Source organism: Sphingomonas lycopersici (genome assembly GCF_026130605.1).
Taxonomy (GTDB): domain Bacteria; phylum Pseudomonadota; class Alphaproteobacteria; order Sphingomonadales; family Sphingomonadaceae; genus Sphingomonas; species Sphingomonas lycopersici.
Genome location: NZ_JANFAU010000015.1, coordinates 33298 through 56430, shown reverse-complemented (window position 1 = coordinate 56430; position 23133 = coordinate 33298). Strand labels below are relative to the sequence as shown.

The window sequence follows — 23133 nt, the reverse complement described above, 5'->3', positions numbered from 1 at the left end:
CACTGTAAAGGAGTGTTCAGAAACCGCGCCCACCGCCGTCATTCCCGCGAAGGCGGGAATCCATTCTGGCTGGCGGGGCGGCTCTTTCCCTGACCTGCGAGAATGGATTCCCGCCTTCGCGGGAATGACGGTGATTGCTTACGCCAGCCCGGCGCGCCGGATCAGGTCGTCGGTCGAGGGATCGAAGCTCCCCCCGCCCTTCGCCGCCGCCTTGGCCATTTCCTTGCCCAGCTCGACCCCGAACTGGTCGAAGGAATTGATCCCCAAGAGCACGCCGTTCACGAACACGCGATGCTCGTAGAAAGCGATCAGCGCGCCCAATGTCCGCGCGTCGAGCTGGTCGAGCAGCAAGGTCGACGAGGGGCGGTCGCCGGGATAGGCGCGCGCCGGATCGTCGGGGTTTTCGCGCCCCTTCATCAGCGCCGCGCCCTGCGCAAAGGCGTTGAGCAGCAACTGGCGGTGATGCTCCTCGGGCAGCGTATCGCCTTGTTCGATCACCGCGAGGAATTCGACCGGGACGAGATGCGTCCCCTGATGCAGCAGCTGGAACACCGCATGCTGCGCATCGGTGCCGACCCCGCCCCAGGTGATCGCGGCGGTGGGATAGGTCACCGGCTTGCCATCGATCGTCACGCCCTTGCCGTTCGATTCCATCTCGAGCTGCTGGAGGTAGCTGGGCAGCAGCCGCAGCCTTTCGTCATAGGCGAAGGGCGCGCGCGTCTCGGCGCGGCGGACCTGGGTGTAATAAAGATCGGCGAAGGCGGCGAGCACCGGGGCATTCTCGTGCAGCGCGGCAAGGCGGAAATGACGATCCATCTCCGCCGCGCCCTCGAGCAATTCCTCGAACTGGTCCCACCCCAATTTGATCGCGGCGGGAAAGCCGATCGACGACCATAAGGAATAGCGCCCGCCGACGCCCTCACTGAACGGCAGCACGCGGGTTTCGTCGACACCCCATTCGATCGCCTTGTCGGGGCTGGCGGTCAGCGCGACGACGCGGCCATAGGGGTCCTCGACCCCGTGCTCGGTCATCCACGCGATCGCGCTCTCGGCGTTCATCATCGTTTCGGTGGTGGTGAAGGTCTTGGACGCGACCACCAGCAGCGTCGCGGCCGGATCGAACAGGTTGAACACATCCTCCAGCGCCATGCCGTCGACATTGGAGACGACCGCGACGTCGTAGCGATCCGAATCGCGCCCGAGCGCATCGACCAGCAGATGCGGCCCCAGCGCCGATCCGCCGATCCCGATGTGGAGGATATGCCGCACCGGCCCGAACGCATCGGCCTCGATCGCGTCGACCAGCGCGCGCATCCGCGCGTGATAGCCGCGCGCGCGGCGCACGCTTTCGGGATTGCCCTCGCCGCGCTCGGCGGTGTGCTCGACCGGGCGATCCTCGGTGACGTTGACATGCGCGCCGCCGAACATCGCCTCGCGCTTGCCGGCAAGATCGCTCGCCCGCGCCAGTGCATCGAATGCCGCGATCATCTCGGCGGTGAGATGCGTCTTGGAAAAATCGAAATGGATCCCCGCGACATCGAGCGACAGGCGTTCGAGCCGCCCGGCATCCGCGTCGAACAATTGGGTGAGCTTCTGCTGCGGCAATGCCGCGATCGTCGACCAGTCCGCCATGATCCGCCTTCCTGTACTCAACTTGGAACAGCAGTTACCGATACGCGGTTCCACACGCCAGCGGCTTGACGCGCGCGCGTGCTTGGGCAACGCCGGGCCGCATGGCCGAACAGGACACCCCGCCCGACGATATCCCGCAGCCGATCGGCAAGGCGACCGCCGCCGCCGCGGCGCCCAAAAAATCGGAAATGCGCGATACGCTGCGCTTTCTCGTCAAGCTGGCGATCATCGTCTGGCTGTTCCGCAGCTTCGTCTTCGCGCCTTTCTCGATTCCGTCCGAATCGATGTTGCCGCGGCTGCTGATCGGCGACTATCTGTTCGTTTCGAAATGGAATTACGGCTATTCGCGCTGGTCGCTCCCGTTCGGCTTCCCGCCGATTCCGGGGCGGCTGTTCGGCGGCACGCCGACGCGCGGCGATACCGTGGTGTTCCGCGGCCCCCCGGCCAACGATCATGACGTGATCAAGCGCGTGATCGGGTTGCCCGGCGATACGGTGCAGATGAAAGGCGGCGTGCTGATCCTCAACGGCCAGCCGGTGCCCAAGCAGCGGATCGACGATTTCATCGTCCCGCTCACCCCCAATTACGGCCCCGACAAATGCATGCCGCAATTCCAGGACGTGCAAGGCGGCAAGCAGGTGTGCCGCTATCCGCGCTTCCGCGAGACGCTGCCCGGAGGGCGCTCCTATGAAGTGCTCGACATGGGGCAGACGGTGGCCGACGATACCGAGCTGTTCACCGTCCCCGCCGGTCATGTCTTCATGATGGGCGACAATCGCGACAATTCGGAAGACAGCCGTTTCAGCCAGGCATCGGGCGGGTTCGGCTATGTCCCGATGGAGAATATCGAGGGCAAGGCGGTGATCCTGTTCTGGTCGACCGACGGCTCGGCGAACTGGGTCCTGCCGTGGACCTGGATCACCGCCGCGCGCTGGAACCGGATCGGGGGCGGCTTCTGAGCGAGCCCGCCGATCTCGCCGGCTGGCTGGGCGAGGCGCTCGGCCGCCCGCCCGGCGCGCTGGCCGATTACGAGCGCGCGCTGACCCACGGCAGCCGCTCCGACGCCAATTACGAGCGGCTGGAGTTTCTCGGCGATCGCGTGCTCGGGCTGGTGATCGCCGAATGGCTTTACGAGCGTTTCCCGGCCGATCCGGAAGGCGCGCTGTCGAAGCGGTTCAACGCGCTCGTCACCGGCGCGGTCTGCGCCGAGGTGGCGCGCGGACTGGGGGTGCCGGCGCATCTGCGGCTCGGCAAGCAGGCGCGCGACGACGGGGCGAGCGACAGCGACAATGTGCTCGGCGATGTGATGGAGGCATTGCTCGGCGCGCTCTATCGCGATGCCGGGCTGGCGGCGGCGCGCGATGCGATCCGCCGTTTGTGGGGGGATCGCATCGCCACCGGATCGGCGGCGCCGCAGCATCCCAAATCGGCGCTGCAGGAATGGGCCGCGGCGCATCAGCGCAAGCCCCCGGTCTATGAAGTGATCGACCGCGCCGGGCCGGGCCACGCGCCGCGCTTCACGGTGAAGGCGGCGATCCCCAAGCTGGCCGAGGCGACCGCCGAGGGCGGGAGCAAGCAGGAGGCGGAGACCGCGGCGGCCAAAGCGTTGCTGGAGAAGGTGCGGTGATCGTGCGCGGGGGAGAACGCCCGAACCTCCCGCACCCCGTTCGCCCTGAGCTTGTCGAAGGGCGTCCCCGACTCTCGGGCGGCGGGACGCCCTTCGACAGGCTCAGGGCGAACGGATCATGGTCGGCGCGCCCATGACCTTCTGGGCTTATCTTCTCCGCTGCGCAGACAACTCCTTCTATTGCGGTCACACAGACAATCTCGAAATGCGAATGAACCAACATCAAGCAGGACAAATCGAGGGCCATACCCGGCATCGCCGACCGGTGGCACTCGTCTGGAGTCAGGAATTTCCGACTAGGCTGGAGGCATTGGAGGCCGAACGCCGCATCAAGGGGTGGACGCGCGCCAAAAAGGAAGCGCTGGTTTGCGGCGACTGGCAGGAGATGTCACGACTGGCGCGCAACCGGCAGGTGGCAGGCCGCCCTTCGACAAGCTCAGGGCGAACGGATGTGGGTACCCGCGCAGAGGATCACGCATGACCCAATCCTGCGGCCTGATCGCGGTGGTCGGCGCGCCCAACGCCGGCAAGTCCACCCTCGTCAACGCGCTCGTCGGGCAGAAGGTGGCGATCGTCAGCCCCAAGGCGCAGACGACGCGCACCCGGCTGATGGGGGTCGCGATCAGCGGCGAGACGCAATTGCTGCTCGTCGACACCCCCGGCATCTTCGATCCCAAGCGCCGGCTCGATCGCGCGATGGTCGCCGCGGCATGGGGCGGCGCGGAGGGGGCGGATCTGCTCGCCTTCGTCGTCGACGCCAAGGGCGGGCTCGCCCCCAAGGTGGTGGAGATCGCCGAGCGCCTCGCCGAGCGCCGCGAGCCGCGCTACCTGATCCTCAACAAGGTCGATGTCGCGGACAAGCCGCGGCTGCTCGCGCATGCCGAGCGGCTCAACGCGATCGCGCCCTTCGCCGAAACCTTCTTCGTCAGCGCGACGACGGGAGACGGGGTGCCCGAACTCAAGGCGGCGCTGGCGCGTGCGATGCCCGAAGGGCCGTGGCATTATCCCGAGGACCAGGTGTCCGACGCGACCGAGCGCGCGCTCGCCGCGGAGGTGACGCGCGAGCAGCTCTACCTCCAGCTCCACGCCGAACTGCCCTATTCGAGCACGATCGAGACCGAGAAGTTCGTCGATCGCGAGGACGGCTCGGCCGAGATCCACCAGCAGATCCTCGTCGAGCGCCCGACCCAGCGCGCGATCATCCTCGGCAAGGGCGGCAGCCGCATCCGCGAGATCGGCGCCCGCGCGCGCGCCGAGCTGGCGGTGCTGCTCGACCGGCCGGTGCATCTCTACCTGCACGTCAAGGTCAAGCCGGGCTGGGACGAGGATCGCGGGGTCTATCGCGATATCGGGCTCGACTGGGTCGATTAGGCGCCGAGCATCTGGTCGACCCAGCCGGGCACCAGTTCGGATGCCGGGCCGAGCCGCGTTTCGCCGAACCAGCCGCTCCCGGCGGAGGGCTCGAGGTTGAGTTCGAGCGTCGCCGCGCCGTGATAGCGCGCGGTCTGGACGAAGCCCGCGGCCGGATAGACCGCGCCCGAGGTGCCGATCGAGACGAACAGGTCGCATGTCGCCAGCGCGCGGTCGATCGTGTCCATTTGATAGGGCATCTCGCCGAAGAACACGATGTCGGGGCGGAGCACGGGTGCGCCGCAACCGTCGCATGACGTGCCCGGCGGGAGGCTGCCGGTCCACGGCCGGCGCGCATCGCACGCCGCGCAGAGCGCCGAGTTGAGCTCGCCGTGCATATGGAGCATCCGCCGCGCCCCGGCGCGCTCGTGGAGGTCGTCGACATTCTGGGTGACGATCAGCAATTCGCCCGGCCAGTCGCGATCAAGCCGCGCCAGCGCGTCATGCGCGGCATTGGGGACGACGCCGCCCAGCGCCGCGCGCCGCGCATCGTAGAAGCGATGCACCAGCGCCGCGTCGCGCGCCAGCGCCTCGGGGGTGCAGACATCCTCGACGCGATGCCCCTCCCACAGCCCGCCGGGACCGCGGAAAGTGGCAAGTCCGCTCTCGGCGGAAATGCCGGCGCCGGTAAGTACAACGATATTGGTGATATCTTTCACGAATTTCTCATCCGCCGATCATTCGGTCGCTTGCGCCGGTCACGAGGCGCGATAGCATGACGCGAGGGGAAGAGGGGGCAAAGATGCACAAAGCAGTATTTCTCGCCGGCGTCGCTCTCGCGGCGACCGCGGCGCACGCCGAGCCGTCGCGCGAGGCCAAGGCGTTCGGCGCGCGCGAATCGATCCAGGGCATCAGCCTGTCGCCGGACGGCAAGAAGGTGGCGGTCCTCCTGGCCGACGGCGCGCGCGGCCAGATGCTGACCGTCAGCGATTTCAGCAACAATCCGCTGAAGGCGATATTGCGCAACGCCGCGGGCACCGAGCAGCTCGATTATTGCCGCTGGACCACGCCGTCGCGGCTGATCTGCCATGTGTCGATGCAGGTCAACGACGCGGGCACGCTGATCGGCTTCACGCGGATGTTCGCGATCAACGACGACGGCAGCGGGCTCAAGCGGCTGTCGCAGGAACCGAACAGCTTTCGTGCATTGAACATCATGCAATCCGGCGGCGCGGTGGTCGACTGGACGGGTGACGGCAGCGGCGGCTCGGTGCTGATGACGCACACTTATGTGCCCGAGAACACGATCGGCACGCGCCTCGCCAACGACAAGAGCGGGGTCGGCATCGATCTGGTCAACACCGTGTCGCTGTCGCGCCGGCCGGTCGAACAGCCGCGGACCCACGCCGCCGATTATATCAGCGACGGCATCGGCACGATACGCATCATGGGCAATCAGGGGGAAACCGCCGGCGGCTATAGCAGCGACACGATCTCCTACAGCTATCGCAAGCGCGGCGAGCGGAGCTGGCAGACGCTCGGCCAATATCGCGTCGGGATGGATGCCGGCCGGGGGTTCAACCCGATCGCGGTCGATCCCACGCTCGACGCGGTCTATGGTTTCGACGATGCCGACGGGCGGCGCGCGGTGTTCCGCATCTCGCTCGACGGCAATCTCACCAAGCAATTGGTCGTCGCGCACCCCGAGGTCGACGTCGACGATCTGATCCGCATCGGGCGCCAGCAGCGCGTCGTCGGCGCATCCTGGGTGACCGACAAGCGCCGCGCGCAATTCTTCGATCCCGAGCTGGCGAAACTCTCCGCCGCGCTGGGCAAGGCGATCCCTAACCTGCCGCAGATCCGCTTCGTCGATGCCAGCGCCGACGAAAAGGATCTGCTGCTCAGCGCCAGCAGCGACGACGATCCCGGCCGCTATTATCTGTTCCACAAGGATACGCGGAAGATGGAGGAGGTGCTCGCCGCGCGCCCCGAGCTCGCCAATATCAAGCTCGCGACAATGAAGCCGATCAGCTACCGCGCGGCGGACGGGACGATGATCCCCGGCTATCTCACGCTGCCGGTGGGGACCGACGGGAAGAACCTGCCGACGATCGTGATGCCGCACGGCGGCCCGGGTGCGCGCGACGAATGGGGCTTCGACTGGCTGGCGCAATTCTTCGCCGCGCGCGGCTTCGCGGTGCTCCAGCCCAATTTCCGCGGGTCGAGCGGCTATGGCGAGGCGTGGTTCCAGAAGAACGGCTTCCAATCGTGGCGCACCGCGATCGGCGACGTCAACGACGCCGGCCGCTGGCTGACCCAGCAAGGCATCGCCAATCCCGGCAAGCTGGCGATCGTCGGCTGGTCCTATGGCGGCTATGCCGCGCTGCAATCGGCGGCGCTCGATGCCGATCTGTTCAAGGCGATCGTCGCGATCGCGCCGGTCACCGATCTGGAAACGTTGCGCACCGAAGCGCGCGCCTACATGAGCTTTTCGATCGTCGATCGCTACATCGGCAACGGCCCGCACGTTCGCGAAGGATCGCCCGCGCGCAATGCGGCGGCGATCAAGGCACCGGTGCTGCTGTTCCACGGCGACGAGGATTCGAACGTGCGCGTCAACGAATCGCGGCTGATGCGCGATAAGCTGCGCGATGCGGGCAAGAAGGTGGAACTGGTCGAATTCAAGGGGCTGGATCACCAGCTCGACGATTCTGCCGCACGCGCCGAGATGCTCGACAAGGCGGACACCTTCTTGCGCGCCTCGCTCGGGATGTAGATACGAAAAGGGCGGCTCCGTCGCCGGAGCCGCCCCTTCGCTGGCCGGATGGCCGATCGATCAGCGCGAATAGAATTCGACGACCAGATTCGGTTCCATCTTCACCGGATAGGGCACTTCGTCCAGCGTCGGCACGCGGATGAAGGTGACCTTGGCGGTGCCGTCCGGCGCGACATAATCGGGGATCTCGCGCTCGGCGAGGCCCTGCGCTTCGAGCACCAGCGCCATTTCCTGCGCCTTCTTGCCCAGCGTGATCTCGTCGTTCACCGACACGCGGCGCGACGCGATGTTGCACTTCACGCCGTTGACGTAGACGTGACCGTGGCTGACGAGCTGACGCGCGGCGAAAATCGTCGGCGCGAACTTGGCGCGATAGACGATCATGTCGAGGCGGCGCTCGAGCAGGCCGATCAGGTTCTGCGAGGTATCGCCCTTCATCCGGGCGGCCTCGTCATAGCAGTGGCGGAACTGCTTTTCGGTCACATCGCCATAATAGCCCTTGAGCTTCTGCTTGGCGCGCAGCTGGATGCCGAAATCCGACATCTTGCCCTTGCGGCGCTGGCCGTGCTGGCCGGGGCCATATTCACGCTTGTTGACCGGGCTCTTCGGGCGACCCCAGATGTTTTCGCCCATCCGGCGGTCGAGTTTGTACTTGGCGCTCGAGCGCTTCGACATGATCTTTCCTTCAATCTGCGAACGACGGTTCGTCCCGGTATCGCTCTGACGCTTCGCTTATGGAAACGCAGGGCCACCGCTTCACCGGGGATACGGGGCCGATTGCGAAGGCGCGCGCCTAGCGGGCGGGGGCGCCGGAGTCAAGACGAGGGGGCGCTGCTATCTGGGACTGTTGGCCGCGCCGCTCTGCTGAAACGTATCCACCGCGCGCTGCGTTTCGCGCTCCTGCGCCTTCCATTGCGACGGCGTCAGACATACGCGCTTGGTCGCGACGAGGCTGCCGGTTTCCTGATAGGTCCGGCACCTGACCTTCTCCGCCGGCTTTTCCGGTGCAGGGGCGGCCGGCGCGGGCGCGGCCTGTAGCAGCAGGAGGACGCTGAAGATCATGATTCCCCTCGATTATCCGTGAACCCGCAATGAGTGTGTTGTGACAGCGCGTCGCGGTCAAGATCCGGTCGCGGCGACTGGACAGCGCGGCCCTGGCTCGCCACAGCACGCGGCATGACAATCCTTCCCGGATCGCAATGCACCACGATGGCGGAGGTCCGCACCGGCGTCGATCAGCTCGACCGCGAGCTGGTCGCGCTGCTCCGCCGCCGTTTCGACTATATGGACGCCGCCGCGCGGATAAAGCCCGAGCGCGGCGCCGTCCGCGACGAGGCGCGCAAGGCGCAGGTGATCGCCAACGCCCGTGCCGCCGCGGAAGCGGCTGGCCTGCCGGGCGCGGCGATCGCCGATTTGTGGGACCGGCTGGTCGAGGCGTCGATCGCTTACGAATTCGAGGCGTTCGACCGGCGGTAGCGTCCAGATCCTCCGTCACTCCGGCCTTGTGCCGGGGTCCACCGGGAGGCATCGGCTGAACAAGAGGGTCCTGCGGTAAGGCCTGTGGCTCCGTGGACTCCGGCACAAGGTCGGAGTGACGATAGTTGCGCCGCTGGCTGTTGCATAAAAAATCCGGCGCTAACCGGTCCTTAGGAGGCTTGCGTGCATCAGCGTGGCGGAAAGGAACCGCCCGACGATGCAGCGCCTGCCACTGATCGCCCCCAATCCGCCGCGCCTTGCGGACTATCGCGACGCGCTGGAGCGGATCGAACGATCCGGGATCTACAGCAATTTCGGCCCCGAGGCGCGCCGCTTCGAGGAGGCCGCGACCGCGCGGCTGTTCGGCGGCCGCGGCGCGAGCCTGACGGTCGCCAATGCGACGCTCGGGCTGATGATCGCGCTCAAGGACGCCGTCGGCCAAGGAGGCGGGCGCCTCGCCGTGATGCCCGCGCTGACCTTCGCCGCGACCGCCGAGGCGGCGTGGTGGGCCGGGCTGACCCCTTTGGTGTGCGATGTCGACCCCGACGACTGGACCACGAGCGCGCTCGCCGAGGAGCAATTGCTGCTGCGCCACGGCGAGAAGATCGCCGCGCTGGTGCCCTATGCGACCTTCGGGCGCGCGATCGATCTCGATCGTTATGCCTGGCTGGCGCGGCGCCACGGGGTGAAGGTGGTGATCGACGCCGCCGCCTCGCTCGGCACGACCGACGCGGATGGCCTGGGCTTCGGCGCCGGCGCGCCCTTCCCGGTGGTCTTCTCGATGCACGCGACCAAGCCGTTCGCGGTCGCCGAAGGCGCGCTGATCCATTGCGGCGACCGCGATACGATCGAGCGGCTCCGCGCGATGGCCAATTTCGGTTTCGCCGGCGCGCGCAGCGCCACGCTGCCGGGGCTCAACGCCAAGCTGCCCGAGGTGCTGGCGGCGATCGCCAATGCCCAGCTCGACCGGTTCGACGCGGTCTGCGCCGCGCGCGAACAAGTCGCCGCGGCCTATCGCACCGCGATCGCCGGCCATTATGCGATCCAGCCCGCCCCGATCGGGCGGCAGGCGCTCGGCTTCTTCCCGCTGATGCTGCCCGAAGGGGTCGATCGCGAGCAGGTGATCGCCGCGCTCGACGCCGCGGGGATCGGCTGCGGCAAATATTTTAGCCCGCATCTCGGCGAACAGCCGTGGGTGCGCGAGGTCGCGACGATCGAGCCGACCCCGGTCGCGGACGCATTGGGCGCGCGGATCATCTCGCTGCCGCTGAGCGACCGGATGACCGCGGCCGATGCCGAGCGGGTGATCGCCGCGCTCGACGCCGCCTGCGCCACCCCGCGGATCGCGCGGGTCCACGCCGGCCAGCCGCGCATCGCCGAGACGCTGATCGTCGGGGGCGGCCCCGCCGGCACCGCGCTGCTGACCGCCGCGAGCAAGCACGGGCTGCTCCCCGCGCTCGCGCCGGGGCTGGTGGTGGTCGAACGCGACGCGACGATCGGCGGCGGCCAGCTCGGCCGCTATGCGATCACCTCGGATTCGACCGCGCAGACTTTCCTCACCGCGGTCAACGGCAACCCCTGCCCCGAAATTTCCGCGCTCACCGAACATCCCAGCGCGCGCGCGGTGGCGCGCTATCAGGATGCTCTGGGAGTGCCGCTGGTCGAGGTCGGCCCGCTGCTCCGCGTGACCGGGGACCGGCTGCACCGCATCGTCACCGATCACGGCGGCAGCGTGCTGACCGGGCATGAGGTGGTCGCGATCCGCCGCGACGACGACGGCCTGTGGCGCGTGCGCATCCGCGATCTGGCGACCGACGCCGAGCATGAGCAGATCGCGCGCAACGTGGTGGTCGCGACCGGCGGGCACCAGCCGCTCGACCGGCTCGTCGCGCAGCGCGTCGCGGGCGCGCCGCTGACCGAGCTCGCCCCCGATCGGCTGATGCAGTCGGACGATGTGCTGACCGTCGGCGGATTCGAGAACGTCGCCGATCTGCTGCGCGCGATCCGTTCGCCGCGGATCGCGGTGATCGGCGGATCGACCAGCGCGCTGACCACGATCGCGCTGCTGCTCAAGGGGCAGCCGGCGCTGCCGCTGGGGGTCGGCGCGATCACCCTGCTCCACCGCCGCCCGCTGCGCCCCTTCTATCATTCGGTCGAGGCGGCGCAGGCGGAAGGGTTCGACGATTTCGGGCCGGACGATATCTGCCCGGTCTCGGGGTTCGTCTATCGCCTCGCGGGTTTCCGGCTGGAGGCGCGCGAACTGGTGCTGCGGATGTTGCGGGTCGATGCGCGCGAGCCCGATCCGCGCGTCGCGCTCCACCGCATCGGCGACGACGAGGCGCGCGCGCGGGAGATCATTGCCGGTGCCGATCTGGTGATCGCCGCGCTCGGCTATCGCCCGCGCGCGGTGCCGGTCGAGCGCGTCGACGGCGCCCCGCTAAGGCTCGCGGCGGATGAGGGCGGCGCGCTGGTCGATCGTCACTGCCGCGTGCTCGACGCGTCGGGCGCGGCGGTGCCGGGGCTCTACGGCATCGGGCTCGCCGCCGGGTTCGTGCCGTGGGGCAAATTGGGTGGCGAAGCGAGCTTCGTCGGGCAGGCCAACGGGCTGTGGCTGTGGCAGAATGACGTCGGCATGATGATCGTCGATCAGTTGCTCGCGTCGCGGGGACGGCAGGCGGCGTGACGTCGCCCGGCGCCAGCCCCCCCACCGCCAGCCCCCCCACCGTCAGCGTGATCATGGCGGCGTATAACGGCGCCGCGCTGATCGGCGAGACACTCGACAGCCTCGCCGCGCAGACGCTCAGCGATTTCGAGGCGATCGTGGTCGACGATCGCTCGACCGACGATACGCTGGCGTTGCTCCGCGCGTGGCCCGACCCGCGCGTCCGCGTCATCGCTTTGGACGAGAATGGCGGCCCGGTCCGCGCGCGCAACCGCGCCTTCGCCGAGGCGCGCGGGCGCTATATCGCCGCGCTCGACCAGGACGATCTGTGCCGCCCCGAGCGGTTCGCGCGGCAGGTGGCGTGGCTCGACGCCAACCCCGATGTCGCGCTGGTCGGCAGCGATACCGGGATGCTGTCGAACGGGGTGATCCGCCCCGCGACGCGCCACGCCGCGCACAGCACCCCGCGGCTGGTGGAATGGCTGCTCAGGATCGAGAATCCGCTGGTGTGGTCGTCGGTGATGATCCGCGCCGATGTCGCGCGGCGGCTGGAGCCGTTCACCCGCCCCGAATTGCTCTATGCCGAGGATTTCGACCTTTATCACCGCATCGTGCGCATCGGCGGGCGGGTCGCGCGGATCGACGCCGATCTGCTGGTCTATCGCCAGCACGAAGGCGGTGCCTCGCAACGCTATACGACGACGATGGAGGCCAGCGCCGGGCGCGTGCTGGCGGAAAGCTATGCCGATGTGCTGGGGGATGCCGCGCCCGAAGCGGCGGCCCTGGTGGTGCGCCACCTGATGGCACGCGCCGCCCCGCCCGATCGCGCGACATTGCACCGACTGGGCGAGATATTGGTGACGCTACAGGCGGATTTCCTCGCGCGACACGCGTGCGACCCGCATGATCGCCGGCTGATCCGCTGGGAAACCGCGCGGCGCTGGGCGGGGGTGGCGCGCGCCGGGCTCCGCGCCGGCAGCCTGTCGCTCAGCGACGCGCTGCGCACCCGCCCGCAGCATCTCGGGCTGGGCTATGCCGGGTTCGAGGAACTGATCGTCTCGCGGCTGATCGGCTTCGGCCGTCAGACCGCGCGCACCTCGGTCACCTCGGGGACGTAATAGCGCAGCAGCTGCTCGATCCCGTTCTTGAGCGTCGCGGTCGAGGAGGGGCAGCCCGAGCAGGCGCCCTGCATCTTCAGATACACCTTCCCCTTGTCGAACCCGCGATAGATGATGTCGCCGCCGTCATTGGCCACCGCGGGGCGGACGCGGGTGTCGATCAGATCCTTGATCTGCGCGACGATTTCGGCGTCGGCGGGATCGTCGGCGATCTCCTCCTCGGCGGGGGGCACCGCGAAATCGGCCGAGCCGCCGCGGAACAACGGCATCTGCGCGGTGAAATGATCGAGCAGGATCGCGAGCACATCGGGCTTGAGCGCGTGCCACTCGACCCCCGGCGCGGCGGTGACCGACACGAAATCGCGCCCGAAGAACACCCCGGTGACGTCGCCGAGCCCGAACAGCGCCGCGGCGAGCGGCGAGGCTTCGGCTTCCTCGGGCGAGGCGAAGTCGCGCGTCCCCTGCTCCATGACGGTGCGGGCGGGCAGGAACTTCAGCGTGGCCGGGTTCGGGGTGGCTTCGGTTTCGATCAACATGCCGCCCATGTGGCGACCCGACCGCGTCGGATCAAGCGGCGATCGCACGCCCTTATCGTCAGGGTTGACCCGCCGGCGCCGGCGCCTCGGCCTCCCACCCGCCGCCGAGCGCGAGGAACAATTGCGCCTCGCTGTCCGCCACCCCCGCCTGCGCCGCGGCCAGCGACACTTCGGCATTGGCGAGCGTCGCCTGCGCGCTGAGCAGATCGAGGAAGCCGCCGCGGCCGAAGCGGAACAATTTGCCGGCCTGCCCCGTCGCGGTCGCCGCGCTGTCGCGCGCGCGGCGCAGCGCGGCGACCTGTTCGCGGCCGCGCGCATAGGCGGCGAGCGCGGTCTCGGTCTCGCGCAGCGCCCCCAGGACGCTACCGTCGAACGACGCCAGCGCAGCATCCGCCGCCGCACCGGCCTGCGCGATCTGCGCGCGGGCGACGCGGCGATTGGGGAAGCTCCAGCTCATCAGCGGGCCGAGGTTGAGGTTGAAATCGCTCCCCTCGCCGAACCCCTTGAGCGGGCCGATGAAGCCGAGCGACCCGGCGAAGCTGACCTGCGGATAGAGATTGGCGGTGGCGACCCCGATCCGCGCGGTCGCCGCGGCGAGCCGGCGCTCGGCGGCGCGGACATCGGGGCGGCGGCGGAGCAAGGCGGCGCCGTCCCCCACCGGCAGCGGCCCGGCGATCGCGGGGAGCGCGGCACACGCCTCCACCGCGCGCGGATAATCCGCCGGGGGCCGCCCGAGCAGGGTCGCGAGCTGGTAGAGCGCCGCCTGCCGCGCGGCGACCAGCGCCGGCACCTGCGCCGCGCTCTGCTCGACCGCGGTGCGCGCGCGCGTCGTATCGAAGGCGGTGCCGCGCCCGCCCTTTTCGAGCCGCCGGGTCGCGTCATAGGTCTGCTGCTGGATATGGATTACGCGCTGCGCCGCGGCGATGCGCAGATTGGCGGCGCAGGCGGCGAGATAGGCGCGGGTCGTCGTCGCGGCGACCGTCACGCGCACCTCGTCGCGCACCGCCGCCACCGCCGCGGCATCGGCCTGTGACGCCTCGATCGCACGGCGGATGCGCCCGGCCAGATCGATCGGCAGCGTGCCGTTGACCGTCGCGTCATAGGTCACCTGCCCCGGCAGCGGCAGCCCGGTGGCATAGGGCCGCGCCAGCGCCACCCCGCCCTCGACCGAGGTCTGCACGGTGCGCTGCGCCTCCGCCTGGAGCACCACCGCGGTCGCGGCGCGCAGATTGGCGTCGGCGGCACGCAGATCAGTATTGGCGGCGAGCGCCTCGCCGATCAGCCCGTCGAGCGTCGCATCGTTATAGAGCCGCCACCAGCGAGCGGGCAGATCGGCGCCGCTGAACGACGTGTCGTTCGCTGCATCGAACTTGCCCTGCGCCGCCGGGGCATTGATCGCCGCGCGCTCGGGGAGGTGATAGTCCGGCCCGGCGGTGCACCCCGCCAGCCCGGCGGCCAACATCAGCACACCAACCCCCGCGCTACCGCCCCGGCAAAGGCCGGGGTCCAGTCGCGGCCGGCCCGTTGCTGGACCCCGGCCTTCGCCGGGGTGGCGGAAACCGGGAGAGAAACGGCTTCTCACTTCTTCGGCTCCGCATGCGGCACGATCGTCACCGTCGCGGTGCGGCCCGAGACGAGGCGCAGGTCGGCGGGCACCTTGTCGAGCTTGATCCGCACCGGGATGCGCTGCGCCAGCCGCACCCAGTTGAAGGTCGGATTCACATTGGGCAGCAGATTGCCGGTGTTGGTCAGTTCGCTGTCGCTGATCCCGGCGGCGATGCTTTCGACATGCCCCTCGACCGTGCGGCCGTCGCCCATCAGGTGGATATGCGCCTTGTCGCCGATACGGATCGCGCCAAGCTTGGTTTCCTCGAAATAGGCCTCGACGCGCAGGCTGTCGCGATCGACCAGCGCCATCGCCTGCTGCCCCGCGCCGACGAAATCGCCCGGGTGGAGATCGAGGTTGGTCACCGTGCCGTCGACCGACGCCTTGATATTGGTGCGCGCAAGATTGAGCCGCGCGCCGTCCGCCTGCGCCTCGGCCTGCGCCAGCGCGGCTTCGGCGGTGGTGACGCGCGCGACATTCTGCTCATGCGCCTCGGCCGCGACGAGATTGCCGAGCGCGAGATCGCGCTGCGCCTCGCGCCGCGCCTGATTGAGCGTCGCGCGGGCGGACTGGATCGCGGCCTGGGCCTGTTCCAGCGCGAGCGCGTAGCGCGGGCGATCGACCACGAACAGCACGTCGCCGACCTTGACCTCTTGGTTGTCGCGCACCTTCACCTCGGTGACGAGCCCGCCGACATCGGGGGTCACGCGCACCACATCGGCGCGCACGCGGCCGTCGCGCGTCCAGGGATCGACCTCGTAGCGGCGCCACAGCCAGAGCGCGATGAGCACCGCGATCGCGACCAGCAGCAAGGTCGCCGCGATGCGGCCGAGGGGGGCGAGATAGCGGTTCATGGCAGCGGCGCGTCCGGAACGAAAAGGAGAACGAGCCCGCCGAGCACGATCACATAGAGCGCGACATCGACGAGCGGGCGATAGGCGATCAGGCGATAGACGCCGACGACGCCGAACAGGCGGGTGAGCACGCCGGTGACGACCAGCGCGACGATCGCCAGCACGAGCAACCCCGGCATATAGACCCCGGCGATGCTGACCTCGCCCCTCATGCCGCCACCCCATAAGCCGGCGCGGCGGGGAACAGGTTGCGGCGCAACCCGGTCAGCGCGAGCACGGCACGGCGGCGCACAACGGTGTCGGTATCATGCGAAAAGGCCTCCATCGCGCGGTCTATCCCTTCCAGCAGCGCCGGATCGTCGGGCGGCGGTCGATCGAGCCGGCGCGCGCCATAATAACGCCCCACCCCGCCGAGCACCGGCGTGATCAACTCCCCCGCCTCGCTGCCGGCATCGAGGCGCAGGTCACGCAGTTCGGCGACCGTCACCCCGACGCGCAGATCCTGCAACGCATCGAGCATCGGCCGCCCGGGATCGTCGCCGGTCGCGGCGAGCCGCGGCGCGAGCAGCCCGATCCTGTCGAGCATCTTGCTGACCCAGCCGGTGACGTCCGATCGGCTGGGGAGGTTGCTGCGCCGCGCGAGATCGCGCCAGCCGGCGGTGATGATCCGCGCGGCGCTGCGCTCCGCGCCGATCACCTGAAACAGCCCGACCGTCACCACCGCGAAACCGGTCCCGACGATCTGCGCCAGCGATCCGTTGACGAAGGCGGCGAAATCGGCGGAATAACGCGCATTGAGCCCGACGATGTTGATGAATCCCATCACCGTGCCGAGCGCGATCAGCGAGGCGGTGGGGACGGTGAGGAAATAGCCGAGAAGCAGCAGCATCGGCGACAGCACCGCGACCAAAGTGACGAAATCGGTGACGCGCGGCAGGATCACGTAACCGTAGAGCGCCGCGAGCACGACGCCGATGATCGTCCCCCACAAAAAGGACAGGATCATCGGGCGCGGATCGTCGCTCGCGCCGAACAGGGCGCAGGCGACCCCGGAGATCAGCACCGCCCCCGCGCCATCGGCCCAGCCGGTGCCGATCCAGAAAGCCGAGCCGAGCAGGATCGTCGCCAGCGTGCCGAGTGCGGCGCGCAACGCCGCCGGGCGATCGCGGTGGAAGGTGCGGCGCGAGCTTTGCGCCAGCGCCGCCGCGACCACCGGGCTGACCGCGCGGCGCGAGGGCGAGCGCATCTGCGCGTAGAGATCGCGCACCGCGCGATGCGCCGCGACCAGATCGGCGAGCCGCGCGGCGAGGCTGAGCAGCAAGGCATCGCGCCACGCCAGCGGCGCCGCGGCGGCGGGCTCCAGCGCATGCGCGTCGGCGATCAGCGCGTCGGTGAGCTCGGCGCGCTCGTCGACCCCGAGCAGCGGCATCGCCAGCCATTCGCGGATGCGCAGGATCAGCGCGTCGGCCGCCGGGGGAAAGGCGTCGAGCGCGCGCAACTGGCCGATGCGATCCTCCACCGCGCTCGCCAGCGGCAGGATCAGCGACAATTGATCCTGAAACGCGCGCACCGTGCGGACCCGCGGCAGGAAGCGCGCGGTGTCGAACGGCAGATGCGTCGACAGGACGTGCAATTCGTTGATGTCGAGCGCGAGCCGGCGGCGATCGCGGTCGAGCCGCTCGTCGCGCGCCTCGCCGAGCGCGTCGCGCGACCAGCGCTCGCCGTCGGCGAGGATCACCTCGATCCGCGCGAGCAGCTGCTTGGTCACGGTCTGCGGCAGGATCAGCGCCTGGACCAGACTGCCGCAGACGATCCCGAGCGAAATCTCCTGCACGCGCAGGATCGAGGTGGTGAAGATCGCGCCCGGCGCCTCGACGCTGGGGAAGCCGATGATGCTCGCGGTATAGCCGGCGAGCAGGAAGACATAGCTGCGCGGGGTGCGATCCTGCAGCGAGATATAGAGGCACAAGGCGAGCCACAGCCCCAAAGCAAGCGACAGCAATTCGGGCGCGTTGACCAGATTGGGCACCAGTGCAATCGCCGCCGCCGCGCCGAGCACGGTGCCGACCAGCCGATAGACCGCCTTGGATACCGCCGCCCCGGCCAGTGGCTGGGCGACGATATAGGCGGTGGTCACCGCCCAATAAGGCCGCTGCAGCCCGATGCGCAGCGCGATCCAGTAAGCCAGCATCGCGCCGATCAGGCATTTCAGCGAGAACAACGCCTTGCCGATGCCCCAGCGCTCGATCAACGCACCGCCCCCGCCGGCATGACGATCACGGTTTCGAACTCGACGGACACGCGCACCCTCGGACGGCAAACGACAACGACTCTGTCGTATCCGCGACTAATCAAAAGCAGCGGGGCTGGCGAGCCTGTTTTTTTGCACTGCACAAAATCAGGGGTTTGCCGCAGGCGCTCCGTCGCCGCCCCGGCCTTGTGCCGGGGTCCACTGCGCCTCAGGCTCGATGGCAAGAACCTCTTGTTCAGCCTTCGCCTCCCGGTGGACCCCGGCACAAGGCCGGGGTGACGATGGGTCGGACACCGTAACCGTTGCGAGGCCCGGACGACAGCCCTCTTGCGTCGCGCGCCGCAAAGTCCCACCCCTGCCGCCATGCCCGCCGCGCGGGCGACTCCCCAGTGAGGAATGATTGAATGGCTTATCGTTTTTCGATCGCAACTTTGTTGCTTGCCGGCGCGACCTGCCTCGCCGCCCCGGCGTCGGCCGGGCAGGCGGGCGCGCCGCGCGCCAACCCGTTCACCGCGCCGAGCACGCTGCCGTTCCAGGCGCCGCGCTTCGACCTGATCACCGATGCCGATTATCAGCCGGCGTTCGAGACGGCGATGCAACAGCATCTCGCCGAAGTGGCCCGGATCGCCGACAATCCGGCCCCGCCGACCTTCGACAATACGATCACCGCGCTCGAAAAGTCCGGCCGGATGCTCGAACGGGTCAGCCTCGCCTTCTTCGGCGTGGTGCAGGCCAATACCAACGACACGCTCGACAAGGTGCAGGAAGCGGTCGCGCCGAAACTGTCGCAGCATCAGGACGCGATCAACCTCAACCCCAAATTGTTCGCCCGCGTGAAGACGCTGTGGGAAAAGCGCGCCGCGCTCAAGCTCGACGCCGAGCAGGCACAGGTGCTCAAAATCTATTATGACGGCTTCGTCCACGCCGGCGCGCAATTGTCCGCCGCCGACCAGACCAGGCTCAAGGCGCTCAACACCCAGCTCGCCAGCCTCGAGACGAGCTTCCAGCAGAAATTGCTCGCCGCGGCCAAGGCCGGCGCTTTGGTGGTCGACGACAAGGCCAAGCTCGCCGGGCTCGACGACGGCAAGATCGCCGCGGCGGCGGCCGCCGCCAAGGATCGCAAGCTCGACGGCAAATGGGTCATCCCGCTGCAGAATACGACCCAGCAGCCCGATCTGGAGGACATGACCGACCGCGCGACGCGCGAGGCGCTGTTCAACAACGGCTGGACCCGCGCCGAAAAGGGCGATGCCAACGATACCCGCCCCGCGATCCAGCAGATCGCGCAGCTCCGCGCGGAAAAGGCCAAATTGCTCGGCTATCCCAATTGGGCGGCCTATACGCTCTACGACCAGATGGCGCGCACCCCGGAAACCGCCTCCTCGTTCATGCGCCAGCTCGCCGCCGCCACCGCGCCGGCGCAGAAGCGCGACGCCGCCGAGCTGCAGGCGCAGATCGATTCGACCGGGGGCAAGTTCCAGCTCAAGCCGTGGGACTGGGATCATTATGCCGCGCAGGTGCGCAAGGCGAAATACGACCTCGATCAGAGCGAGGTGAAGCCCTATTTCGAATTGAAGACGGTACTCGAACAGGGCGTCTTCTATGCCGCCAACCAGCTTTACGGCATCAGCTTCAAGCCGCGCACCGACATCCCGGTCTATCAGCCCGACGTGACGGTCTATACCGTCTACGACAAGGACGGGGCCGAGCTCGGGCTGATGTATTTCGATTATTTCAAGCGCGACAACAAGAATGGCGGCGCGTGGATGTCGAACTTCGTCAACCAGTCGAAGCTGCTCGGCACCAAGCCGGTGGTCTATAACGTCGCCAATTTCACCAAGCCCGCCGCCGGCCAGCCCGCGCTGATCAGCTCGGACGACGTGACGACGATGTTCCACGAATTCGGCCACGCACTCCACGGGCTGTTCGCGAGCCAGACCTATCCCACCGTCTCGGGCACCAATGTCGCGCGCGATTTCGTGGAATTCCCGTCGCAGTTCAACGAACATTGGGCGTGGGATCCCAAGGTGCTGGCGCATTATGCCAAGGATTACCGCACCGGCGCGCCGATGCCCGCGGCGCTGGTCGACAAGATCAAGAAGGCGGCCAAGTTCAACCAGGGCTATGCCTTGGGCGAGGTGATCGCCGCGGCGATGCTCGACATGGACTGGCATTCGCTGCCGGCCGACGCCCCCAAGCAGGATGTCGACCAGTTCGAGGCCAAGGCGCTCGCCGCGACCGGGCTCGACGTGACCGACGTCCCGCCGCGCTATCGTTCGAGCTATTTCCTCCACATCTGGGCCAACGGCTATTCGGCCGGCTATTACGCCTATCTGTGGACGCAGATGCTCGAGCATGACGCCTATCACTGGTTCGTCGACCACGGCGGGCTGACCCGCGAGAACGGCCAGCGCTTCCGCGACATGATCCTCAGCAAGGGGCATACCGAGGATTATGCGCCGATGTTCAAGGCCTTCTACGGCAAGGACCCGGATGTCGGCCCGATGCTGGAGGAGCACGGCCTGACCCCGCCGGCGAAATAAGGCGCAGCCGAGATATTGCGCGCGCCCTCTCGCCGTTCGCCCTGAGCTTGTCGACGGGCTGCCCTTCTTCCTCGGAAGGAAGTGCAGGGCTTCGACAGGCTCAGCCCGAACGGCGAGAGGTGCTCGCGCGATAAACAATCAACCGCCGGTGCGACGCCCTCACGCCGGCGGTTTCCTTTTTGTCCGCCGACTCGCCAGGCACGGCCGCGCAGACAAGATAGGTTTTACTATCGATTATCCGATTTCATGCTCGGTTAATCTGTATATTTCGTCCTATTTCAATGAATTATGCGAGATTGCCAAAACGATATTTTTTGCTATCGTTCACACATAAACATCGCTTCGGGGAGAGGCGCTCGTGAACAAGCAGCTATTGAGCATCGCCATTTCAGGGATGGCGCTCGCCATCGCGCAATCCGCCGCCGCCGAACAGGCCGCGCCGGAACCCGCCGCCGCCACTGCGCCGCAGGTGCAGGACGTGATCGTCACCGCGCAGAAGCGCAGCGAGAAATTGCAGGACGTGCCGATCGCGATCACCGCGATCACCGCCGAGGCGATCCAGAACCGCCGCACGCTCGATCTGGTCGATCTGTCCAATCAGGCGCCGGGGCTGCAGATCAAGTCCGACGACAATGGCGCCAACCCGCGCATCTTCATCCGCGGCATCGGGGTCAATGATTTCAACCCCGCGACCAACAGCGCGGTCGGCATCTACGCCGACGGGGTCTACGTCGCCTCACCGCTGGCGCAACGCCTCGCCTTCTTCGATCTGCAGCAGGTCGAGGTGCTGCGCGGGCCGCAGGGGACGCTTTACGGCCGCAACACCACCGGGGGCGCGATCAACGTCGCGAGCCGGCTGCCGGGCGACGTGCCCGAGGCGGATATCTCGGCCGAATATGGCCGGTTCAATTCGGTCAACGTGCAGGGCGGGGTCAGCGTCCCGCTGATCGCCGACAAGCTCTCGGTCCGCGTCGCCGGGCTCTACCAGCGCGACGACGGCTATACGCTCAACCGCGTCACCGGCAATCACGGCAACAATACCGATCGCTGGGCGGTCCGCGGCACGATCCATTTCACCCCCACCAGCAACGTCACCGACAATCTGGTGATCAGCACCGGGCGATCGCGCGGCGGGTCGATCTGGGCGTATAATCGCGCCCTGCTCCCCCAGACCCCGGCGGCGACCGGGCCCGACGGGCTATGCCTCCCGGCCTTCTACACCTCGGGGCAGTGCACCACGGTGATGGGCTATGCCAACACCAGCAAGAACCTCTATCAGGGCGATTACGGCTTCGAGGGGAAGGACAAGGTCGACCTCTTCACCGTGGCGAACACGCTGACGATCGATCTCGGCCCGGCATCGATCGTCTCGGTCACCGGCTATCAGCACGCCAAGCGCAACGATCAGGAAGACACCGACGCCAGCCCGATCCCCACGATCACCGCCAGCTATATCGCGCGGCAGAACACCTTCAGCCAGGAATTGCGGCTGCAGTCGAACGGCCATACCCCATTGCGCTACGTGATCGGCGGCTATTACGCGCACGATTATCTCAACAACAATTCGTCATACAACGTGCTGCCGCTGCTCCAGGCGGGCGATCCGGCGTCCGAGGTGCCGCAGGGCATCGGGGTGTTCAGCTGGCCGCTGACGCAGAAGGTCGACAGCTATGCCGCATTCGGCCAGCTCGATTACGACCTCACCAGCCGGCTGACGGTGACCGGCGGGCTGCGCTATTCGGCCGATCGCAAGACCTATCATTATGTCAGCGACGCCGCCGGGCTGCCCGCGCCGATCTTCACCTACGACAGTGAAAAGACGTTCGAATCCGTCACGGGCAAGGTCGGGCTGCAATATCGCGTCTCCGCCGACGCCAATATCTATGCCAGCTACAATCGCGGCGCGAAGAGCGGCGGTTTCTTCAGCGGGCAGGCGACCGATCCGGTGTTCATCGGCCCGTATAAGGACGAGACGGTCAACGCCTATGAGATCGGCGCCAAGACCGAGTGGCTCAACCGCACGTTGCGCGCCAACATCACGGCCTTCTACTACGACTACAAGAACTTGCAGGTCTATACCACGGTCGAGGAAGGCGCGCTGACGATCCAGCTGTTCACCAACGCCTCGGCCGCGCGGGTCTATGGCGGCGAGCTGGAGCTGCAGGCAACCCCGACCCGCGGGCTGACCGTGTCGCTCAACACCGCTTATCTCAACGCCACCTATCGCAACTTCAAATCGGCCGGGAACGATTATTCGGGCAACACCCTGCCCTCCGCCCCCAAGATCAGCGTGCAGGGCGCGATCGACTGGCAGCATGAGACACCGCTCGGCACGATCGTCGCCAACACCAGCATGTCGTTCCGCAGCAAGGTGTTCTTCGACACCTCCAACGCCGCGCGGCTCGCCGATCAGGCGCGCGCCTTCGTCGATGCCCGGCTTGGGCTGCGCGTCGCGCACGACCGGCTGGAGATCGGCGTGTGGGGCAAGAACATCTTCAACGAGACCAATATCTCCGACATGACCCCGATCCCGACGCTGGGCTTCGACGTATTCAGCGTCGGCCCGCCGCGCACCTACGGGCTGTATCTCAAGGCGCATTATTGAAGGCGGCTGAGGATGCGCGCGTTCCTCGCCTCGACACATCGTTCCTCCCCTCCCGGGAACAGGGGAGGGGTCGAGGGTGGGTTGGCCTGCGAGGCAA

The 23133-nt window shown here is 67.8% G+C and carries 19 protein-coding genes; 10 read left to right on the top strand and 9 right to left on the bottom strand.

Features of this window, described 5'->3' with window-relative positions:
• Positions 1–138: 138 nt before the first annotated feature.
• Entirely contained in the window at positions 139–1632 is a 1494-nt protein-coding gene (gene pgi, locus NED98_RS20480; protein WP_179512632.1) for a glucose-6-phosphate isomerase, read from the bottom strand.
• Between the two features lie 101 nt (positions 1633–1733).
• Here pgi and lepB point away from each other — a divergent pair, with 101 nt between their 5' ends.
• The 4 genes from lepB (at position 1734) to era (ending at position 4630) form a co-directional block, all read left to right on the top strand.
• Complete coding sequence (gene lepB, locus NED98_RS20475) at positions 1734–2591, top strand: signal peptidase I (RefSeq protein ID WP_265271342.1); 858 nt, start codon at positions 1734–1736, stop codon at positions 2589–2591.
• Positions 2546–3259 (top strand): ribonuclease III, encoded by a 714-nt coding sequence (gene rnc, locus NED98_RS20470; protein ID WP_179513747.1) that lies wholly within the window; start codon positions 2546–2548, stop codon positions 3257–3259. The genes lepB and rnc overlap by 46 nt, the downstream gene beginning before the upstream one ends.
• Positions 3260–3377: 118 nt before the next feature.
• Positions 3378–3740, top strand: a complete 363-nt coding sequence (locus NED98_RS20465) for a GIY-YIG nuclease family protein (protein WP_265314265.1) — start codon at positions 3378–3380, stop codon at positions 3738–3740.
• Positions 3737–4630, top strand: coding sequence for a GTPase Era (gene era / locus NED98_RS20460; RefSeq protein WP_265314263.1), 894 nt, complete (start codon positions 3737–3739; stop codon positions 4628–4630). Before NED98_RS20465 ends, era begins: the two co-directional genes overlap by 4 nt.
• Here era and NED98_RS20455 read toward each other — a convergent pair.
• Complete coding sequence (locus tag NED98_RS20455; RefSeq protein ID WP_265314262.1) at positions 4627–5328, bottom strand: NAD-dependent deacylase; 702 nt, start codon at positions 5326–5328, stop codon at positions 4627–4629. The genes era and NED98_RS20455 overlap by 4 nt on opposite strands.
• 83 nt (positions 5329–5411) lie before the next feature.
• Between NED98_RS20455 and NED98_RS20450 the strand changes: the two genes are divergently transcribed.
• Positions 5412–7385: an alpha/beta hydrolase family protein gene (locus NED98_RS20450; RefSeq protein WP_265314260.1), complete on the top strand. Its 1974-nt coding sequence runs from the start codon at positions 5412–5414 to the stop codon at positions 7383–7385.
• A 60-nt stretch (positions 7386–7445) separates the two neighbouring features.
• Here NED98_RS20450 and rpsD read toward each other — a convergent pair whose 3' ends face one another.
• Complete coding sequence (gene rpsD / locus NED98_RS20445) at positions 7446–8060, bottom strand: 30S ribosomal protein S4 (RefSeq protein ID WP_179512637.1); 615 nt, start codon at positions 8058–8060, stop codon at positions 7446–7448.
• Between the two features lie 159 nt (positions 8061–8219).
• On the bottom strand, positions 8220–8447 hold the full coding sequence (locus NED98_RS20440; RefSeq protein ID WP_179512638.1) for a hypothetical protein: 228 nt from the start codon (positions 8445–8447) through the stop codon (positions 8220–8222).
• 114 nt (positions 8448–8561) lie between these two features.
• On the opposite strand from NED98_RS20440, the gene NED98_RS20435 reads away from it, so the two are divergent.
• From NED98_RS20435 to NED98_RS20425, 3 genes are all read left to right on the top strand, one after another.
• Positions 8562–8861: a chorismate mutase gene (locus NED98_RS20435; RefSeq protein ID WP_179512639.1), complete on the top strand. Its 300-nt coding sequence runs from the start codon at positions 8562–8564 to the stop codon at positions 8859–8861.
• Positions 8862–9078: 217 nt separating this feature from the next.
• The gene (locus NED98_RS20430; protein ID WP_265314258.1) at positions 9079–11544 is read left to right on the top strand and encodes a DegT/DnrJ/EryC1/StrS family aminotransferase; all 2466 of its coding nucleotides are present in this window, start codon (positions 9079–9081) and stop codon (positions 11542–11544) included.
• On the top strand, positions 11541–12641 hold the full coding sequence (locus tag NED98_RS20425; protein ID WP_265314257.1) for a glycosyltransferase family 2 protein: 1101 nt from the start codon (positions 11541–11543) through the stop codon (positions 12639–12641). The genes NED98_RS20430 and NED98_RS20425 overlap by 4 nt, the downstream gene beginning before the upstream one ends.
• Here the strand turns inward: NED98_RS20425 and NED98_RS20420 are convergent.
• The 5 genes from NED98_RS20420 to NED98_RS20400 all read right to left on the bottom strand — a co-directional run bounded on the left by NED98_RS20420 (position 12605) and on the right by NED98_RS20400 (position 17888).
• Entirely contained in the window at positions 12605–13177 is a 573-nt protein-coding gene (locus NED98_RS20420; protein WP_265314297.1) for a NifU family protein, read from the bottom strand. The genes NED98_RS20425 and NED98_RS20420 overlap by 37 nt on opposite strands.
• Positions 13178–13235: 58 nt before the next feature.
• Positions 13236–14639 (bottom strand): efflux transporter outer membrane subunit, encoded by a 1404-nt coding sequence (locus tag NED98_RS20415; RefSeq protein WP_265314295.1) that lies wholly within the window; start codon positions 14637–14639, stop codon positions 13236–13238.
• Positions 14640–14755: 116 nt separating this feature from the next.
• Positions 14756–15637: an efflux RND transporter periplasmic adaptor subunit gene (locus NED98_RS20410; RefSeq protein ID WP_265314256.1), complete on the bottom strand. Its 882-nt coding sequence runs from the start codon at positions 15635–15637 to the stop codon at positions 14756–14758.
• Entirely contained in the window at positions 15634–15849 is a 216-nt protein-coding gene (locus tag NED98_RS20405; RefSeq protein WP_179512642.1) for a DUF1656 domain-containing protein, read from the bottom strand. Before NED98_RS20405 ends, NED98_RS20410 begins: the two co-directional genes overlap by 4 nt.
• Positions 15846–17888: an FUSC family protein gene (locus tag NED98_RS20400; protein ID WP_265271355.1), complete on the bottom strand. Its 2043-nt coding sequence runs from the start codon at positions 17886–17888 to the stop codon at positions 15846–15848. Before NED98_RS20400 ends, NED98_RS20405 begins: the two co-directional genes overlap by 4 nt.
• Positions 17889–18292: 404 nt before the next feature.
• Here NED98_RS20400 and dcp point away from each other — a divergent pair, with 404 nt between their 5' ends.
• Positions 18293–20431, top strand: coding sequence for a peptidyl-dipeptidase Dcp (gene dcp / locus NED98_RS20395; RefSeq protein ID WP_265314255.1), 2139 nt, complete (start codon positions 18293–18295; stop codon positions 20429–20431).
• 358 nt (positions 20432–20789) lie between these two features.
• A complete protein-coding gene (locus NED98_RS20390; protein WP_265314253.1) occupies positions 20790–23036 on the top strand; it encodes a TonB-dependent receptor in 2247 nt (748 codons plus the stop codon).
• The last annotated feature ends 97 nt before the right edge of the window (positions 23037–23133 follow it).

Bases quoted from the DNA above. Each gene is read 5' to 3' on its own strand.
- dcp (WP_265314255.1), top strand. From the start codon at position 18,293: ATGGCTTATCGTTTTTCGATCGCAACTTTGTTGCTTGCCGGCGCGACC.
- NED98_RS20410 (WP_265314256.1), bottom strand. From the start codon at position 15,637: ATGAACCGCTATCTCGCCCCCCTCGGCCGCATCGCGGCGACCTTGCTG.
- pgi (WP_179512632.1), bottom strand. From the start codon at position 1,632: ATGGCGGACTGGTCGACGATCGCGGCATTGCCGCAGCAGAAGCTCACC.
- NED98_RS20405 (WP_179512642.1), bottom strand. From the start codon at position 15,849: ATGAGGGGCGAGGTCAGCATCGCCGGGGTCTATATGCCGGGGTTGCTC.
- rpsD (WP_179512637.1), bottom strand. From the start codon at position 8,060: ATGTCGAAGCGCTCGAGCGCCAAGTACAAACTCGACCGCCGGATGGGC.
- NED98_RS20415 (WP_265314295.1), bottom strand. From the start codon at position 14,639: ATGTTGGCCGCCGGGCTGGCGGGGTGCACCGCCGGGCCGGACTATCAC.
- NED98_RS20440 (WP_179512638.1), bottom strand. From the start codon at position 8,447: ATGATCTTCAGCGTCCTCCTGCTGCTACAGGCCGCGCCCGCGCCGGCC.
- NED98_RS20465 (WP_265314265.1), top strand. From the start codon at position 3,378: ATGGTCGGCGCGCCCATGACCTTCTGGGCTTATCTTCTCCGCTGCGCA.
- era (WP_265314263.1), top strand. From the start codon at position 3,737: ATGACCCAATCCTGCGGCCTGATCGCGGTGGTCGGCGCGCCCAACGCC.
- NED98_RS20435 (WP_179512639.1), top strand. From the start codon at position 8,562: ATGACAATCCTTCCCGGATCGCAATGCACCACGATGGCGGAGGTCCGC.
- NED98_RS20420 (WP_265314297.1), bottom strand. From the start codon at position 13,177: ATGTTGATCGAAACCGAAGCCACCCCGAACCCGGCCACGCTGAAGTTC.
- lepB (WP_265271342.1), top strand. From the start codon at position 1,734: ATGGCCGAACAGGACACCCCGCCCGACGATATCCCGCAGCCGATCGGC.
- NED98_RS20430 (WP_265314258.1), top strand. From the start codon at position 9,079: ATGCAGCGCCTGCCACTGATCGCCCCCAATCCGCCGCGCCTTGCGGAC.
- NED98_RS20450 (WP_265314260.1), top strand. From the start codon at position 5,412: ATGCACAAAGCAGTATTTCTCGCCGGCGTCGCTCTCGCGGCGACCGCG.